Origin of the sequence: Mycobacterium asiaticum (genome assembly GCF_001668675.1) — a bacterium.
Taxonomy (GTDB): domain Bacteria; phylum Actinomycetota; class Actinomycetes; order Mycobacteriales; family Mycobacteriaceae; genus Mycobacterium; species Mycobacterium asiaticum_D.
Map to the genome: position 1 here is coordinate 22,306 of NZ_LZKQ01000186.1, position 16,759 is coordinate 39,064.

The following is a 16,759-nucleotide window of genomic DNA, read 5'->3' on the forward strand; positions in this document are numbered from 1 at the left end:
GACTGCGGGCGGGGCGGTCCGCTGACGTGCCGGGCGTCCTCGGCGTGGCGAGGTCCGGCGGGATGGACGTTCACATTCGCTCCGGGGCGGTGACTCCGAGGATGGCCAATCCGTTGGCAATGACCTGGCGGGTCGCCTGGCACAGCGCCAGCCGTGCGATGTGTAGGTCGGTGGGCTGCTCATCGCCTTGCGGGAGCACCCGACACGAGTCGTAGAACCGGTGGTAGTCGCCGGCGAGGTCTTCGAGGTAACGGCATACCCGGTGCGGTTCGCGCAGGGCCGCCGCGGTTTTGAGCACCCGGGGGAACTCGCCGATGGTGCGCAGCAGCGTGCCCTCTTTGTCGTGGCTGAGCAGCTCGAGGTGGCCGGTGTCGGGAATCAGGCCGAGTTCGGCGGCGTTGCGGGCCAGCGCCGAGAGCCGGGCGTGCGCGTATTGCACGTAGTAGACCGGGTTTTCGTTGGACGCCGAGGACCACAGCGCCAGGTCGATGTCGATCGGGGTGTCCACCGAGGAGCGGATCAGGCTATAGCGGGCGGCGTCCACGCCGATGGCCTCGACCAGGTCGTCGAGGGTGATCACAGTGCCGGCCCGCTTGCTCATCCGGACCGGCTGGCCGTCGCGGACCAGGTTGACCATCTGGCCGATCAGTACCTCGACAGTGGCCGGGTCTTCACCGAACGCTGCCGCCGCAGCCTTGAGCCGTGCGATGTACCCGTGGTGGTCGGCGCCGAGCATGTAGATGCACAGGTCGAATCCGCGGGCCCGCTTGTCCAGGTAGTAGGCCAGGTCACCCGCGACGTAGGCCGGCTTGCCGTCGCTCTTGATCACGACGCGGTCTTTGTCGTCGCCAAAGGCGCTGCTGCGCAACCATGTTGCGCCGTCCTTCTCGTAGATGTTGCCGGTCTCACGCAGTTTCGCGATGGCCTCGTCGACGCGGCCGCTGGTGTGCATCGAGTCTTCGTGGGTGTAGACGTCGAAATCGGTGCCGAATTCGTGCAGCGACTCCTTGATGTGAGCAAACATCAGGTCGACGCCGATCTCGCGGAAGGTCTCGCGCATTTCGGCGGGCGGCAGGCTCAGCGCGTCGGGTGATTTCTGCAACACCTGCGCGGCGATATCGCTGATGTAGGTGCCCGCATACCCGTCCTCCGGTGCGGGCTCACCCTTGGCCGCGGCAACCAGGGAGTCGGCGAAGCGGTCGATCTGTGCGCCGTGGTCGTTGAAGTAGTACTCCCGGACCACGTCGGCGCCCTGCGTGGTCAGGAGCCGGCCGAGTGCGTCACCGACGGCGGCCCAGCGGGTGCCGCCGATGTGGATGGGACCGGTGGGGTTGGCGGAGACGAACTCCAGGTTGACGTGGTGGCCCGCCAGCAGCTGGGAATGACCGAAGCCGTCGCCGGCGTCGATGACGTCGTTGACGATCTTGGCTTGGGCGGAAGTCTCCAGCCGCATGTTGATGAAGCCCGGTCCGGCCACCTCGGCACTGGCGATGCCGTCGGCCTTCGTCAACGCCTCGGCCAGCCATCCGGCCAGCTCACGGGGGTTGGCGCCGACCTTTTTGCCCAGCTGCAGGGCCAGGTTGGAGGCGTAATCGCCGTGCTCGGGGTTGCGCGGGCGTTCTACGGTGACCGTCTGAGGCAACGCGGACACGTCGAGGTCATGCTCGGCCAGCACCGCGGAGGCGGTGATTTTGAGCAGCTCGGCGAGGTCGGCGGGGGTCACGAGCGTCCATCCTATTGGCTGAGGGCCTCGCGCCCCGAATCCATTACCGGTGGTCGGATGATCACCCGGATGCGTTAGTCTGGCGGGGCTGTTCAAGCCCCATGGCGCAACGAGTAGTGAGTGCGCCCCCGTAGCTCAGGGGATAGAGCGTCTGCCTCCGGAGCAGAAGGCCGCAGGTTCGAATCCTGCCGGGGGCACCCATATCACCGCAGCTCAGAGGTGGTTTTAGCGAACCTCTCGCGAATTTGTCTGATCCGCGTCTGATGCGTGCCTGCTCCGCTCGTTTGCTGGGCTCGCGCAGCTTGTCCGCGCCCACTGAGCCTCCGCGCGCTTGCCACCACGTGAATAGCGCATGGGGCATTTGGCACTAACATACCGGTATATTGATAGGTGCCAACCCCGGTTGGCGACAGACATAGACACTGATGGCGGCTCAGTATAAACGCACCTGAATTGCAGTCGAATTCTTCTGAGAAGGTGTCTCTTGTCGCGTCTCGATTCCGCCACAGTTTCCACACACACGCCCCGTTGGCTTTCCACGTCGCAAGCCGCCGAATATCTCGGCGTATCAGTCAACACGGTTCGTAATTACATTGCAGATGGACGCCTAAAAGTTCATCGGATGGGACCGAAGTTACTTAAATTCGACCGTGCCGAGCTTGATCGTTTCGTGGAGGGCAAGGCCAGGCGGTAAGCGCAATATCGGCACTCTGGCCTGCAGTAACGACGGGCAACCCCCTAGGGAGCGGGTAGACGACGCGTGTTGTTCGCGGCGCGGAAATGCAATATCTGGGAGAATTGAGAGCTATGGGAGCACGTATTCCGACCGGTCCTAATGCGCTGGCATTACGCTGCGATGAGTGCGACAAACGGGTTAGAAGCGATGGATACATCAAGCTTAATCGCGAGGCCGTGGCGCGGAGTGCAATTGCGGTCGGCGATCAGGAAGCAATTAGCCCCGCTACTCTGCGCGTTTACTGGAAGATCTTGCATCCCGACTGCGATGCCGACGCCAAGCCGAATGATTTTCGAATCTCAGCGCGAAAAATACCCACAGAAAGCGACCTACTGCAATGCACGGCGTGGCTTCTGCGCAATCAACCCGAGTTGATCGCCGCAAGTAACTGGCACGGGTTGATCGGTCGCGTCTTAGCCGACACCCAAGAGCATGCGGATCGGCTCGCTAGTCCCGGACGCACCGAAGCCAACGAAGCTAGAAAGCACCGCGCCGAGAGGCGCAAACGAGAACTAGACGACAACCCCGACGATCCACGACACGGCACAGTCACCGGCTATCAATACGGCTGCAAGTGTGACCGCTGCAAAGCCGCCAACGCGGAGCAATCGCGGCGAGACCGCGCCAACCGCAACGGACACAACGACCGCGAATTGATTTCAACATGACGACCGAAGCGACGACGCCCCACACGACAGCCACAAAAACAGCGAAGGTTCCCGCGAAATGGTCCGAAGACTGGTGGGCCACCGTGGCAAGTCCGACGACACAGCGTTGCACCGCGCACAGCTCGCGCACCGGCCAACGCTGCGGGAAAGCTGCGATGGACGGCCAACGGGTCTGTGGCTCTCACGGTGGTCGTGCTCCCCAGGCCAAGCGCGCAGCGCGCAAGCGTCTTGAGGAAGCCGCTGACCGGATGGCCCGCGAATTGCTCAAGATGGCAACCGACGGCAACGTGCCCGAACACGTTCGAATCAACGCGATCAAAGACGCCTTGGACCGTGCCGGAGTCTCGGCGAGAACCGCTGTCGATGTTGAAGTCACGGCCAAGCCGTACGAACGCATGTTGGACAGCGCGAGCCTTGTTGGCGGCAGCCGCGCCGAATGGCGCCGCTCCCAAGGCATTCCCGACGATCCACCGAAAGCGTTGCCGGTCACCGACCCAACGCAACCGATGGACGCCGAAGTGATCGACGTAGAACCAGACCAAACGGACTGCGATTCGCCCGTAGCGCCGGGTTACGGCAACGGTCGATCTAACTCACCAGACGGCGACGAAGCGCAGTCAGGCGAGCGTCCACCGCTTTACGATCCGTTAGCCGACACGCTGAGCCCGTTCGGAGCGACCGACCCGCCACCTGACGAACTTCTGACGCTCGATGAAGCCGTGATCCGTGCGGCTCGCATCAACAACATGGGCGCTGCCGGTCACGCACGCTTGCACCGACCGCAGCGAGCGTTACCGCGTGGCGTTAGTTCTCGATGACGCGGCGCACCCAATCGCTAATGTGTGCGTCGACTACCCGACCGGTTCCGTCCTCGGCCCAGAGCAGCACACGATCCAAGTGGTGCGGATGCCGAGAGACGCTGTGCACCCGCCACGTTGTTTCGGTGCCGTGTTCGTCGGTATCGAGCAACTGCGCACCGGGCGTAATTCCGTGTGCCATGACCGGCTGAGTCGCTGTGTTCGTCGTCATGGTGCCGACGTTAGATTAAACCGGTTTGTTCTGCTGCACAGCTTCGCCGTGGGCTGCCTGAGCTTCAAGCGAAGCTTCAAAGTCTGCGTAGGAAATGAGGTCTGGCAGAAGTTGCACTGAAGCCACCTTTTGAACGACGTCGTCGAGGCCTGAGAACTCGTATAGGGCTCGTTCAACCTCGCGAGACACCTGACTTGACGGCATGCCGAGGCGAAAAGTCTCGCCTGTAGGCCAAGCAACTTTACAAGAATAGGGATAAGCGTCGTCTCTTGGTTCGCCATTCATTCCCGTGACGTTAAAGCCCCGTTCGGCCAATGCAGCATCCAATAGGCCGTAATTAACCGTCGCTACCATAAGCAGACGATTCCGCAGGAGGTCGGCGATTGCATTTTGCGGAATCTTGTAGCTAAAGAAGCGCATGAAAGGGAAACCTTCTACGTCGTACTCTTCCGCCATGGGCAGCTCGCGAACTAGCAGAAAGCCGCCCCCTCCGTGCGCTAGCAGATCATTTTGAACATGTTCGACCATCGGCTCGCGGAATTTCGAAATGTGTTCTTCGGTGACACCTTCCTTTCGATAGAATATCGTGTAACCGATGAAGTGATCGATTGAAAAGAACGCGCAACCATCGCGCCGAGCATTTCGAATTGCGCGTCGAAGGTCTGCCCAGTGGTGCGTATCCTCGTGGGGCAGTCGAAAAACGACGTTCGGAATGCCGTCAACCGTGGTAATCGCGTTGTCTTTCATGTCCCGCTGCGCGATCATTTTGTCGAGCCGCTGAAATTGCTTCTTGAGACGGCGATCTTGTTTAGCAGGCACAGTCGCACCGAGATTTTCGGGCGTGGTCGATGCAGCTGCCTCAGCCTTGGGTGTATTTTCGAGTCCCTTTAAGAGATCCATGGGTTCGTTGCTGTACACGTTGACAGTGACGTTGGCCTGAATAACGCCGTCATCCAACGTCTCGCTATCATTGACCGAGCTCTTCAATTCAACCGTTTGGAAGCCCCACGACTTTCCCTCTTTCTTTGGCTGCATAAAAGTGATGTCGCCAATGCGCAACCAATTGGTTATGTCGTGAATGATCGGGACGCCGAACTGCTGACTCAGCAAGTATCCGGCCATTGAAACAACGGCCTGGTGGCTTGTAGTTATCGCCGCAATAGGCTGTCTGGTGCCCGTCATTAATGCGGCTATTGTCTTCCTATCGAAGAGAAGCACCTCCCAGGCCAGCGCGTCTCCTAAACACCGCGAATACCAGCGCAGCCGACGCAACCAATCCAGCGCTGGTATTGCTTTTTTGTCCTTTCGCACCGTTTTCTTTAGCTCACCGATATCTCTTTGAATCTCTGCTTGCAGACGAGCGAGATCGTCCTGAAAGCCGATAAAAGCATCGGGACCCTCGGCGAGCAGGTCCACCATGTGCACGCGACGGGCTAGCCGCTCGATCCTTCGTTGGAAGGCAGTGACTCTTCTGGCTGAGTAGGGCTCGCCAGCGACGTATCGCTTCACGACAAGCCATCGTACGAATGGACACAGACACCCGTCGCATCATTTCGGCTTTGTCGGTCACCGTGTCATCGAGAGTTTCGAGCCGCTTTCCGCACTGATCTGACACCCTTCCGGTACCCCTTCGTCAACGCGCGGCCTTCGGCCCTCGCGGTCCTGGCGTCGAACTTCGGCCCGGTCGACGTAGGGAACGCGCGAGCCCGGATCGAGGTCAGTCGCTCATGATCGGTGCGGGCTAGCTCGACATGGCGGGACACGATGCGGCGGCGCTGAACCCCCGTACGCGTGCGCGAGGTCGGTCGAACCTGACTGCCTGCCACCGCCCCGACCGCGACCGCTGAACCGGCCACAGCCACACGACGGCGCTTGCGTTTGCGCTTGTCGTGGTCGGATGCAACACCGCCGGTCGGCGCAAAACGACCCCGCGCGTCACGACGGTAAACGCGTTTTCCTCTGCGACGACCAGGACGACGGCGCGCCACGGCTACCGCCTCTTTTTGCGCCGCGTACGGCTCGCTGCAGCCTTGCCGACCCTGCTCGAACCCTTCGCCCTAGCCTGACGGGCGAATTTCGCTCTCGCGGCCTTCTGCTTTTTCGTAGCCATGGTTGCCTCTCAGTCAGCGAGCTTGATCGACGGCCCGTCAGGCTTGCCCACGGTGCCCCGATTCACCTTCACGCGCGTTTCGCCGGATGTGATCGGGTTGTAGTGACGCGGCTGACCTGGGCCACCCGACAACTCGCCGTCACCCACGCGCCGAGGTTCGCCGCGCATCGCGGCACCGAGCCCGACCGCAAGCGCATCAGGCGCAACCGGTCGGGGATCGCGCTGGGCGTCCAACATCGCGGATTCAACCCACGGAGGGAGCGCGGTCATAGTTCGATCCCTACCGGTGCGTGATGAAAGCGGGCGCGGTGTACGCCGGTTCGGTCGTGATCTGACACACCGCAGCACCGCCACGACGACGCACGCCGGTACCGAATCCGCGTGTTGCGAACGATTCCACCAGCGGGACACCCGACCAGTTACCGGGCATCAGACGCAAACCCTGTTGCGAAGCGTCGGGCCACTCACGGAAACCAACGACATTACGGTCGGAATTCGGCCCGTAAGTCGCAACAGCCGCGATGTAACCCGATGGCACGTAATCGCTTTGAATCACCAGAGCTTCGCCGTACGAGCCGAGAACGGGGATGTCGTGGAACGAACCGGGCACCGGTTCACCGATCAACTCGCCACCGTCACCCGACAGATACGGCGGTTGCGACTCGCTCGGTACGAAATCCCAGCGCGCCACGGGAACATCATCGATGGTCTCTGCGCCTTCGGGCGGACGCGACGGCTGATTGGCCCGCCAACTCATCACGTGCTCAGCCTCATCGGGATTGCACAACAGAAGCAACGTCGCCCCGGTCTCCTTGCTGAAACCCTTGCGAGTCACCAACCGAATCAGATGCTCGGCGTCCCCTGCGTCCACTTGCTCGGTGGCGCTTGTGATGTAATGCGTTTCCTCTGTGGGAAATTGCCGACCAAGGTACGGCGGGGGTCCCGGGGCAACACCGTCGTAAAGGTCATAGACGGTGAATCCTTCGGGATTCTTTCGCCGCGTCTTGCCGAAGATTGACTTGAGGATTTCACCGGTCGTCAATGTGGTGTCGCCGGTCAGAATATTGTCCATGATCGCGCGGACCTGACGAACGTCAGCACCGCGCAGGAAAAGCCGCGTGAGGCGAGTCGCGATGTCGTAGTCGGTGAACTGGTATCCCAGCATCAGCGAATCACCGGGCGTGCCAGCAGCTTGCGGGACACCGATTTCAGTTGCCTGTTCGAATAGCGCCGGAGTGATGTTCTGCGGTACCGCTTCGCCTGCGTTGACCGTGCGGAACGCCAACAGATCGGTGAGCTTGCGCCTGTCTTTGTTCCAGATGTCCAGAACCTCAGAGAATTCCGTCCACACTGCGGCCAGATCAGTACCGTCGCGCAGCGTCGAAAGAACCGGCGCGACTTCGCCAGTCGTGGTGATGCCGTACTGACCGGTGGGCACGGTGGCCCCGTAGATCGGCCATGCGGCCAGAGCAGCAGCCTTGGCGTTGTCGCGCAGTGTCGTCGTGTTCATCAGTGACCCCAATCGGTGCAGACTTGGCCTCGATTCTACGCCGTCTGAATCTCCGAATGCTGTTGGTATAGACGGAATGTCGGACCACACCGCACATGCTGAACCGTTCGCGCGCGCTCGTCATTGTGCTATTCTGGGACACAGCCGGTCGCGAGCCGTGCGGGTGTTCACCGGGAACCTCCACCAATGGTCCATAGAAGGGTGACACCGCATGTCTCGCACATCATCCCCGTTGACGCGCAGCGATTCTCAACATGACCGGCCCGCAGCAACTACCGACGCTGATCCTGTTGATTCTGTCGCTGAATTGATTTCCACCAAAGACGCCGCGAATCGCTTGCGAATCTCGCCGAACACTTTGCGCAAGTACGTCGCGCTCGGCTTGATTCCGGCGCATCAAGTCGGGTTGCGGCTACTCAAGTTCGATCCCAACGACGTTGACAAGCTCGTGCGAAAAATCGACAACCGCACGGCCGGCGCATGACAACGATTCGCGGTGTCACCGACTCGCAGGCGCGAGCGAGACAGTCGCGCGCTCGCCGTGAGCTTGCGCAGATACAACGCGAAGACGCCGCGCGCTTCGCCGCTGTCACTAAGGCACTGGCTGAATCTGACGCGATACCAATGCATATGAAAGCTATTTACGCACAGACGATTTGCAGCCACGACACACCACCACTACGAAAGGGCGAAATCCCATGAGTCGCAGACCACACCTAGCCGAAGTCACCACACCGCTTGACCCCGCAATCAGGCAGCGCATACACGACGCAACACGTCATTGCATCGACAGCCCACCGGATGCCACGCCCATGATTGCCACCGAACAACAGGTGCAAGACGTACTGCGGTCGTGGGTCGGTACCGAAGCGGTAGAAGAACGTTTCTATGAAACCAATCCCGAACGGCGCTGGATTCAACTGCTGACTCCGGTGGCCGATGCGTTGCGTCGTCCCGCCGATCAAGCCGCCGAAGCGTTTCGGTTTGCGACCGCTCCCGATCTTCCGGCGATCCTTGCCACATGCCGACCGCATGAACCATGGGTGATGCACAGCGCCGACGACCTTGATCATGCTTACGCGGCCGTCGCAAACGAAATCCACTGCGATTTGCAGATCAACGGGCCGGTGGTCATCGACCGTAAACGGCACGCCAGTTGTGTCGATTGGTTCGCGCATTGCCTGCAAACCGTGAGACGGGCGGACGGTCCCAACAGGCAACTTGAGCGCGACTTTTTCGCACAGAACTTTCTCACGATTCCCGTAGCGCGCGGCGATCTGGTGATCCTGATGCGGGTCTGCTGCTGGTGTTTGGGAGCGTTTCTCGGGCAAAACGCGGTCGATCCTGCGAAATGCATCGTAGAGCAGGGCTATTCGGATGGATTCGGGACGTTGTCGTGGCGAGTGATCGAGACGCCGGCCACCGACGAATCAACCGACGATCCTTCATGCAAAACGATCTGCGCCGATGACGACGACGACGGCCGAAAGTGGGAGAACCCGCCCGGTGACTACTCCGAGCGGGTCATGTCCCAGTCAACAGCTTCGAGTTCAGAGAGACCACACCATGATAACCCCCAGCACCGACAACCTCGATTCCGAAACGATGGAAACACCAAGGCCGGTGCTGCGGTTGGTGTGCAGCGACGCCAGAGCGCGCGCCTTCGCCGCGTGGCCAATATTCGGCGGCGAGACCTCTGAGCACCAGCCACCGCTCGACCTCGCCGGGTTGCTGCGGGTGCTCGGCTTCACCACAGGCGAGTTCGTGGCCTTCGGGTACAAGCTCGGTCCCGATGGCCGGTTCAACTCGCGGGTGTGTGACGCTTCCGATGCAGCGGCCACGTTGGCGAGCCTGCCCGGTGGCGCTGACATATGGTTTGGCGTCAATCCAACGCGCGGGCCAGCTCGCAAGAATGCTGGGCGTGGCAGCACCGCAGACGTAACGCGCCTGTCGTCGCTGTATGCCGATCTAGACGTCAAAGACGGCGCATGCACCAGCACCGACGTGGCGAACGCGATCATTGACGACTTGTCGGTGATTATGGGCACCGGGCCAGCAGCGATCACCTACAGCGGTAGCGGCGGTTTACATCCCTACTGGCCGGTCACTGACGGCCATGTGGACGGCTCGGACGACATCGACCTTTCGCACCTGTTGAACCGATGGAAGCGGTTGGTGAAGCTCGTCGCGAGGCAACGCGGCGCGCAGGTCGATTCCGCATTCGATCCAGCGCGGGTGCTGCGAGCACCGGGAACTTTCAACCACAAGCCCGAAGCCACCGGAGGTCGAGCGATACCAGTCACCTGCGTTGCCAACGGAGGCAGGCCGCTCACGCTGGCTGAAATCGACAAGCGTCTTGACGCCCACGGCATCCGCGAGATTGCCGACTATCCCCGCGACAACGCACGCAAAAGCGACCCGGATTCGTGGCGCTTCGCTGGCGAAACATGCGCCTACGCGCAGGCGATGATTCGCGGATGGGCCGACCCCGACACCATCCAACTCGGCACCGGACGCCACCAATGGCTGTTGGCTCAGGCCACCCGGTTGTATTGCGCGAAGTTCGGCGGCTGCATTACAGAAGACGACTTCAATCACGCCAGGGACGTTCTAGAGACGACGTTTCGTCATCTGCGCGCGACGCGTGAACCGGTTAACGTTGTGCCGCCCGGTGAATTGCCCGATGCCTTCGGTTTTGGTCTCGCGAAGGCCGCGACGAAGACGAAAGATGCCGCACGCAACGAACTTGGTGACCACGACCACGACCAGCCCGCACAACGCAGCCAAGCATCACGACTGGTGGACATCGCCCTAGAGTCCTACCGGCTCGGCGTGAGCACCGATGGCCGACCGTTCGGCTTTCACCCTGACACGCCGCATGTGGTGATGGATCTGCGCGGGACCAAGCTGGGTTTGCGTCAAGCGATTGCGCGCGACTACTTCAAACGGTTTGACGCCGCCCCGACACAATCAGCGGTGTTGGCGGCTATGGGTGTGTTGGAAGGCATGGCGCTAGAACAAATCCCCGAGCCACTGCACATTCGAATAGCCGGAGACGTCAGCAGAATTCATATCGACATGGCCGACCCCGATAACCGCGTCATCGAAATCAGCGGCGGTGCTTGGCGGGTCGTCTACGAATCGCGCTACAAATTCCGGCGAACCGAGCTGACAGCGGCGATGCCTGAGCCCAAGCAGGGCGGCGACGTGGATCGACTGTGGTCTTATCTCAACATCGCCGCCGAGGATCGACCGCTAGCGTTGGCGATTGCGATTGATGCGCTGATTCAACCGGGCACGGCCAAACCGATTACCGGATTCACCGGCGAACACGGCACGGCCAAGTCATCGACTTCAAAGCGTTTCCTTTCACTGATTGATCCGTCGACGCTTGACGAGATGCATGGCCCGCCAACCGATCTAGAACGCTGGCTGAGCATCGCCGGGGGTAGTTGGGCCGTAGGGCTGGACAACATGTCCCACGTTCCCGATTGGCTCTCGGATGCGTTTTGCCGCGCGTCCACCGGAAGCGGCAGCGCCACGCGCACGCTTTACACCAATGATGGATTGTCGGTGATCAAGTTTCGCCGGTCGGTGATCTTCAACGGCATCGAACTCGGTGGATTGCGCGGCGACTTCGCAGACCGATTGATTTCGTTCGAGCTGCACACCATTGAGAAGCGTAAGGCCGAAGCCGACTTGAACGCCGCATGGCAGACCGATTGGCCGGTTGTGTTCGGTGGCCTGCTCGACCTTGCGTCGAAGGTCCACAAGATGCTTCCCGACCTGGCAGACACCGCACCATTGCCCCGCATGGCTGACTTCGGGCGCGTACTCGCCTGCGTGGATCACATCACCGGCAGCACCGGCATGGCACGGTATCGCGAGCGCATCAGAAGCGGACTGCGGGAGAGCACGTCGACAAGTTCGTTCATTCAGGCCGCGATCGATCTGCGCTACGACACCGGCAAGGCAGGCAAGACCGCAGCCGAGATTTTGAACGACGTGAACCAGCGATGGCCGATTGTCGCGATGAGCGCCACGACACCGCGCGATTGGCCGCGTTCCCCGAGATCGGTCACCAGTGCACTCAAACGCAATGCGCCTGGACTGCGCTCGATGGGTTGGCACGTCGATGACGACGGCGCGCGCAATCTGGCCTGCGTGATGCGATGGACCCTGCGACCTCCTGCCGGCTGATTAGCTCATCTAACCGACAGGGAAACAAGGCAAATATTCCCTGTCTCTACTTGATGTCTTTGAGTCGGTGAGAGGGATAGGAACATGGGTAGGAAAGGAACAAGCGAACCCCGCAGTCGAGGTTAAGGAAATCAGACAGGGATTAAGTTCCCGGTATCCCTGTCTGACGGTCGTCACTCCATCCCATAACGCCACCCATGGACGTGCGCACCCATGGTCAACGGTCCCCCGCCCCCCGGCCCGGTTCGCCGCTGAAAAACGACGCACACACTCCGGTGGCCGTACGCAAACGGCTACGCCTTCGAGAACGGGTGTGAAATCTGTTGTGGCACAGGCTATTTCATATGAACACCGCGATGGCATCCGACACGCATCCGACACCCATAGGTATAGTATGTCGCTGACCTGCGAATACGTGCCTTAATCCGGCAGTTGTTGATCCTGCGGGGTGGCGACTACCGTGGCCGGTTTTCGCGGCTCCGGTGCCTCACGGTTTTGGCTTACGAGGCTGCGCAGCAAAGAATGCGTTTCCTTGCCACCGTGGAGGGTCATTGTCGAAACCGCTGAATTCAAAGGTGATTCCATTGTTCATGATCCACCCTCCCGGATTAGCCACGGACGGTCCGTAGATCATTCCGGGTGTCAGCGCAAAGGGCGTCGATATGGTCAATAGGCTCGCGAACTGTTCGTCTCCGTCAGCCATCGCCTGTTGGTGCAGTGCGGCCTGCCGTGCCGGATCGGCAACATGCAGCGCCGTTCGCACGTTGCGATTTTGATTGTCCAGCACAACCGTCATCACGTCTTCGCCCACAGATGCTGGTACAAGCGAATGGGTTTCTAGAACAGCATCTTTCAAGATATCGCGCACAGTGTCTGCGAGTTCTTCAGGCGGGCAGTGAAGTGCTCTTATTCGGTCCTGTGCCCGGTCGAGTGTCGGTCGGTGTGTCATTCCCACGGCATAAACGCGAAAGGCTCTGAAATCGTCAACAGTTGGCCCTAACTCTGCACTCGCCACGGAGTCTCCACGCGCAGTCGTTCGGAACATCACTTTGTGAACTTTGCCGCCCTTACGCTGTATGCCAGCGCCTAAAACGGTCGTCGCGTATCTACTCGCAACCGATTTCGGAAGCGTTGCGTAGGCGCTTCCTAGCTTCGCCTCGACGCGATCACGAATCTCGCGATAGTGCAGATCAGTCGGCGGTTGCCAATACGTGAATGCTGCGTCTGACAGGTCATCGTAACCACTGACCGCTTCCGCAATGAGTTGATCGGTCGGCCTACCGGCAAGGTATGCCAGTCCCGTGTAACCCATGACGACCCAGCACTCGCGGGCACAAACGATGACGGTCTTATTACTGTGCGCGTCGTGCTCGATTGGCTCAGCTGCGGGCGTCCGCTTTTTGCCGACGAGCCGGTCACTCGCATGGATTGCCCAATTGCCGACGACAGCCGAAACGATGAGCGTCAAGTTTGCGGCTCCGTTTCGATTGCATCGGCCACCGCATCAGCAACGGGCTTTGTCGTCGTCGCAAGTGTTGACAGCGCTTGGGCGATGACGGCCTGGCGCTCACTGACGGCAGCCTGATACATCAGCGACGCTCGCGACGTGGAATGACCAAGGCGAGCCATTGTCTCCGAAATCGATCCACCGACGCGCGCCGTCATGGTTCCCGCGAAGTGTCGCAAGTGGTGATGCGTGGCCGACTCACGCCCGATTGATTTGAGAGCCGGTTTCAAATACGAATCGGCGAAAGTCTTGTTATCCAAGTGGCAGCCCCCACGCACCGGAACGAACAGCGGCGCATCGGCACCGGCTTTCGTATGAGTGTCCAAGTGCGCTTTGATGTCAGCTCGTATGTGCGGAGGGATCACCACCAGTCGCGCCTTATCGCTCTTGGTCGTGTCAATCGTGCATGTCCCACTGCGATGGTTGACCGCACGGGAAACCGTCACCGTTTCGCAGCCAGGCCCGAAATCGCTGCGCCGCAATTCGGCGACCTCACCCCAGCGCAATCCGCACCACGCCGAGAGCAGCACCAGCGCGCGCCAACGCTCCCCGATTGCGTCAGCCAGCGCGGCAATCTCGCTCACTTCCAGAATCACCGGCTCGCGCTTGCGGTTGGAACTCATGGCCCGCTTGATTTGGCACGGGTTGCGGTCGATCAATTCATCTTCAAGCGCCGTCTTCAAAATCGCGTGAAGCAACCCGTATGCCGCGCTGTTGCGCCGTGGCGTGTCGGCGGGCAGGCCAGCGTGCCACCCGCGAATCACTTCGCTTGTCAGGGATCGCAGCGCAATCGGTCCCAGTTCCGGCAGAATTTCGTGCTCGGATAGCGATTCGTATTCCAGACGGGTCCGCGGTTTGATGTTGCGCTGTTCGATCCATGTCTTTGCGAAGTCTTCGAGCGTGATCGATTGCGCCTGCTGCGTGGCTGCGCGTTGTTTCGGTGAGGTCCACGTTTCGCCGGTCATGATCGTGCGCTCTAAGAATGCACGCTCGTTGGCAAGCCAGCCTTCGGCGGTCGTCTTCACGGTGAAAGTCTGTGGCGCGTAGTGGCGCTTTTTGTCCGGCCCGATGTAGCTGGCTTCAAATCGCTTGGACTTGTTCGGCAACTGGACGACGTAACCCCAGCTTCGGTGTCCTTTTCTGGCTGCCATGGCGTGCAATTCCAATCGGTTTCCGCTGTGATTCCTGCCGGGGTACTTCCCTACCAGCGGGATTTGCACATTCATACTACCAACATCGGATGCGTTGGGTAGAGCCGTTGGTATCAGTTGGTATCAAATGGTGCGTCCAGCTCGGATCTATGCCACAGAGCCACAACAGTTTTCGACTACTCTGGCTGTTCAGAGTGCCAATCCGCATTTCGCGTCGCCGCAGGTTCGAATCCTGCCGGGGGCACTCGTGGTTTGATTCGGCCTCGGCCGGATCGCCATCCAACGAGCGGGTAAGCACCTCGGTGCGGGTGAGCCACAGTATGCCGCCGGGTCCGCAACAGTGATCGACGGCTTGCTCTGCGGCCCAACCGGATAACGGACGAGATCAGCTGGCGTAGCATCGCAAGTCCAAGCAGGTCGGGCCGGTTCGCTGCACGGCCAGCATGAAGGGGACCTCGACGAGCGCTGACGATCCGATGCCGAAGCCGCTTCCTGAGCCCCCTCCTCGTCCCTCGATATCGGGCCACAGCGGCCGTCGTGGCCCGATGGCCGAGCCAGTGGAGCCGGTGGTGATCGGTGCGCTGTTGCCGTCGGACGTCAGCAGATGCGCCGAGTTGGACGCCGTTCTGTTCGCGGGCGACGAGCCGTGGTCGGCGGCCATATTTGAACGCGAACTGGCCAACACGGACGGTTATTTCGTGAGCGCACGCACGGCCGGAACGCTGATCGGTTACGGCGGCATCGTGCGTTTGGGCTCCACGGGTTTCACCGGTGTGTCGTTCTACGAGGTGCGCAATATCGGTGTGGACCCGGCGCACCAAGGACACGGCATCGGCCGCCGGCTGTTGAACGAGCTGCTGGAATTCGCCGCGGGCGGCACCGTATATCTGGAAGTTCGCTACGACAACGAAGCCGCCATCGCGATGTACCGCGATGTGGGATTCGACCAGGTTGGCCTGCGCCCCGGGTACTACAACGGCGTCGACGCGTTAACGATGCGGCGCGAGCCTCGGGTTAGCACCCAACAATCGTCCTAGCCCAGTTGCCGCCGGTAGCGGCGAACGGGCACATGGCCCCTGATCTTGACTTCGACATCAGCGCCGGCACCGCCGACCTCTTTTACGGTGAACTTGTACAGATCGCCCAGCGGACTGCCCAGCATGGGTTCCCCCAGCTCCTCGACATACCACTGCACCCCCGGCTGGTCGCACGGCGGCCTCGATGCCCTGTTCTCGTCGAAGTGCCACTTCACGTCTGGATTGCCCGCAGGGAATTCGATGTTGTCGTCGCGCTTGATCTCCGCAGCGGGAATCGTGTCAAAATCCTGGCCCGTCGTCACCGCTATGAGGGTAGTCCTGGGAGGTCGGTCGACCTCAGACCCTTGGAACGGCGCCGCCCAAACGATCGGGGTAAAGCGCGGCACTGGCTTGGACTCCCGGAGCACGCCCAAATTCAGCGCGGCTTGCGCAGCATCGGCCAGATTGGCGGCGAACCGCCGGCCTGGATGACGCCGAGCTCCTCAAACCCGTGCGCGGCGTAGAGCCGCCTGTTGCGAGGGTCGGTCGCTTCGAGGTAGGCGGGCAAGCCGTCACGGTCGCAGCGCGACGCAGCGTGCCGCAGTAGCGCCGAGCCGAGGCCGCCGCCCAGCTTGGGCGCGTCGACGCCGATCAGCGGGAGGTACCAGTGTCGTTCCGTTGGGTGGTATTCGCCCATCTGCCCCAAGACGCCAAAGACTTCTTCCTGGTCGTGCTCCGGTACGGCCTCTACCGCAATGGACGCCATCGCCTCGTCGTCCGAACCGACGTCGGGTGGCAGCCACAGGGCCACTCCTGCACAGTCACCGACCGAGTCAGCAGTGCCGGCCGCGAACGCATTCCCGGCCAGAGCACTCACGAATTGCGGCCAGTACGTCAAGTAGCGACTTGCATCAGGCAGAAACCAGCGGGCGACGGGATCGCTGCTGAACGCGATCGTAAGAGTGGCGATCGCGCTGCGCTCGTCGGTAGTCGGAGTTACTGGGCTAGCCTCCGAAGTTCTCATGCGCTGACGATACGCAGTGTTCGCCCGATGAAACAGCGGCTCACACCGCTGGAAACTCCCCGCGCCACTGCTGTGGCACGGGGAG

Annotated in this window: 16 protein-coding genes and 1 tRNA gene; 8 read left to right on the forward strand and 9 right to left on the reverse strand. The window is 61.0% G+C overall.

The genetic code is table 11. From position 1 onward, the window contains the following. Positions 1–70: 70 nt before the first annotated feature. Positions 71–1,723, reverse strand: coding sequence for an arginine--tRNA ligase (argS, locus tag A9X01_RS15640; RefSeq protein WP_065121616.1), 1,653 nt, complete (start codon positions 1,721–1,723; stop codon positions 71–73). A 124-nt stretch (positions 1,724–1,847) separates the two neighbouring features. On the opposite strand from argS, the gene A9X01_RS15645 reads away from it, so the two are divergent. From A9X01_RS15645 to A9X01_RS15655, 4 genes are all read left to right on the forward strand, one after another. Next, positions 1,848–1,920: transfer RNA gene (locus A9X01_RS15645), tRNA-Arg, on the forward strand. 287 nt (positions 1,921–2,207) lie between these two features. Then, positions 2,208–2,417, forward strand: coding sequence for a helix-turn-helix domain-containing protein (locus A9X01_RS29195; protein ID WP_081282411.1), 210 nt, complete (start codon positions 2,208–2,210; stop codon positions 2,415–2,417). Between the two features lie 86 nt (positions 2,418–2,503). After that, positions 2,504–3,127 carry a hypothetical protein gene (locus A9X01_RS15650; RefSeq protein WP_155772111.1) on the forward strand — a complete coding sequence of 208 codons (624 nt, stop codon included), beginning with the start codon at positions 2,504–2,506 and terminating at the stop codon, positions 3,125–3,127. After that, positions 3,124–3,945, forward strand: coding sequence for a hypothetical protein (locus A9X01_RS15655; protein WP_128107515.1), 822 nt, complete (start codon positions 3,124–3,126; stop codon positions 3,943–3,945). Before A9X01_RS15650 ends, A9X01_RS15655 begins: the two co-directional genes overlap by 4 nt. Here the strand turns inward: A9X01_RS15655 and A9X01_RS15660 are convergent. From A9X01_RS15660 to A9X01_RS15675, 4 genes are all read right to left on the reverse strand, one after another. Next, positions 3,932–4,156: a hypothetical protein gene (locus A9X01_RS15660; protein ID WP_065121619.1), complete on the reverse strand. Its 225-nt coding sequence runs from the start codon at positions 4,154–4,156 to the stop codon at positions 3,932–3,934. The genes A9X01_RS15655 and A9X01_RS15660 overlap by 14 nt on opposite strands. A 15-nt stretch (positions 4,157–4,171) precedes the next feature. Next, positions 4,172–5,665: a hypothetical protein gene (locus tag A9X01_RS15665; RefSeq protein WP_155772112.1), complete on the reverse strand. Its 1,494-nt coding sequence runs from the start codon at positions 5,663–5,665 to the stop codon at positions 4,172–4,174. A 610-nt stretch (positions 5,666–6,275) separates the two neighbouring features. After that, entirely contained in the window at positions 6,276–6,536 is a 261-nt protein-coding gene (locus A9X01_RS15670; protein ID WP_065121621.1) for a hypothetical protein, read from the reverse strand. 10 nt (positions 6,537–6,546) lie between these two features. After that, a complete protein-coding gene (locus A9X01_RS15675; RefSeq protein ID WP_155772113.1) occupies positions 6,547–7,866 on the reverse strand; it encodes a hypothetical protein in 1,320 nt (439 codons plus the stop codon). Positions 7,867–7,987: 121 nt separating this feature from the next. Here A9X01_RS15675 and A9X01_RS29200 point away from each other — a divergent pair, with 121 nt between their 5' ends. From A9X01_RS29200 to A9X01_RS32375, 3 genes are all read left to right on the forward strand, one after another. Beyond that, entirely contained in the window at positions 7,988–8,260 is a 273-nt protein-coding gene (locus A9X01_RS29200; protein WP_081282412.1) for a helix-turn-helix domain-containing protein, read from the forward strand. Between the two features lie 328 nt (positions 8,261–8,588). Then, positions 8,589–9,476, forward strand: a complete 888-nt coding sequence (locus A9X01_RS32370; RefSeq protein ID WP_065121623.1) for a hypothetical protein — start codon at positions 8,589–8,591, stop codon at positions 9,474–9,476. Between the two features lie 1,480 nt (positions 9,477–10,956). Further along, a complete protein-coding gene (locus A9X01_RS32375) occupies positions 10,957–11,976 on the forward strand; it encodes an AICE element replication initiation protein (protein WP_495524978.1) in 1,020 nt (339 codons plus the stop codon). A 487-nt stretch (positions 11,977–12,463) separates the two neighbouring features. On the opposite strand, the gene A9X01_RS29950 is transcribed toward A9X01_RS32375, so the two are convergent. Both A9X01_RS29950 and A9X01_RS15695 read right to left on the reverse strand, forming a co-directional pair. Beyond that, a complete protein-coding gene (locus tag A9X01_RS29950) occupies positions 12,464–13,444 on the reverse strand; it encodes a hypothetical protein (protein WP_128107520.1) in 981 nt (326 codons plus the stop codon). Beyond that, positions 13,441–14,709 carry a tyrosine-type recombinase/integrase gene (locus A9X01_RS15695; RefSeq protein ID WP_366663644.1) on the reverse strand — a complete coding sequence of 423 codons (1,269 nt, stop codon included), beginning with the start codon at positions 14,707–14,709 and terminating at the stop codon, positions 13,441–13,443. Before A9X01_RS15695 ends, A9X01_RS29950 begins: the two co-directional genes overlap by 4 nt. A gap of 470 nt (positions 14,710–15,179) precedes the next feature. Between A9X01_RS15695 and rimI the strand changes: the two genes are divergently transcribed. Beyond that, positions 15,180–15,671 (forward strand): ribosomal protein S18-alanine N-acetyltransferase, encoded by a 492-nt coding sequence (gene rimI / locus A9X01_RS15700; protein WP_065121626.1) that lies wholly within the window; start codon positions 15,180–15,182, stop codon positions 15,669–15,671. On the opposite strand, the gene A9X01_RS15705 is transcribed toward rimI, so the two are convergent. Together A9X01_RS15705 and A9X01_RS15710 are read right to left on the reverse strand one after the other, a co-directional pair. Then, positions 15,668–15,973: a hypothetical protein gene (locus A9X01_RS15705; RefSeq protein ID WP_036357835.1), complete on the reverse strand. Its 306-nt coding sequence runs from the start codon at positions 15,971–15,973 to the stop codon at positions 15,668–15,670. The two genes, rimI and A9X01_RS15705, sit on opposite strands and share 4 nt — an antisense overlap. 113 nt (positions 15,974–16,086) lie before the next feature. Beyond that, positions 16,087–16,674, reverse strand: a complete 588-nt coding sequence (locus A9X01_RS15710; protein ID WP_065121627.1) for a GNAT family N-acetyltransferase — start codon at positions 16,672–16,674, stop codon at positions 16,087–16,089. Positions 16,675–16,759: the final 85 nt, after the last annotated feature.

What these genes read in the sequence shown, in the direction of transcription:
- A9X01_RS15650 (WP_155772111.1), top strand. Translation starts at nt 2,504, where the DNA reads ATGCAATATCTGGGAGAATTGAGAGCTATGGGAGCACGTATTCCGACC.
- A9X01_RS15655 (WP_128107515.1), top strand. Translation starts at nt 3,124, where the DNA reads ATGACGACCGAAGCGACGACGCCCCACACGACAGCCACAAAAACAGCG.
- A9X01_RS15660 (WP_065121619.1), bottom strand. Translation starts at nt 4,156, where the DNA reads ATGACGACGAACACAGCGACTCAGCCGGTCATGGCACACGGAATTACG.
- A9X01_RS15670 (WP_065121621.1), bottom strand. Translation starts at nt 6,536, where the DNA reads ATGACCGCGCTCCCTCCGTGGGTTGAATCCGCGATGTTGGACGCCCAG.
- A9X01_RS29200 (WP_081282412.1), top strand. Translation starts at nt 7,988, where the DNA reads ATGTCTCGCACATCATCCCCGTTGACGCGCAGCGATTCTCAACATGAC.
- A9X01_RS32370 (WP_065121623.1), top strand. Translation starts at nt 8,589, where the DNA reads ATGATTGCCACCGAACAACAGGTGCAAGACGTACTGCGGTCGTGGGTC.
- A9X01_RS32375 (WP_495524978.1), top strand. Translation starts at nt 10,957, where the DNA reads ATGCCTGAGCCCAAGCAGGGCGGCGACGTGGATCGACTGTGGTCTTAT.
- A9X01_RS15695 (WP_366663644.1), bottom strand. Translation starts at nt 14,709, where the DNA reads ATGAATGTGCAAATCCCGCTGGTAGGGAAGTACCCCGGCAGGAATCAC.
- rimI (WP_065121626.1), top strand. Translation starts at nt 15,180, where the DNA reads ATGGCCGAGCCAGTGGAGCCGGTGGTGATCGGTGCGCTGTTGCCGTCG.
- A9X01_RS15710 (WP_065121627.1), bottom strand. Translation starts at nt 16,674, where the DNA reads ATGAGAACTTCGGAGGCTAGCCCAGTAACTCCGACTACCGACGAGCGC.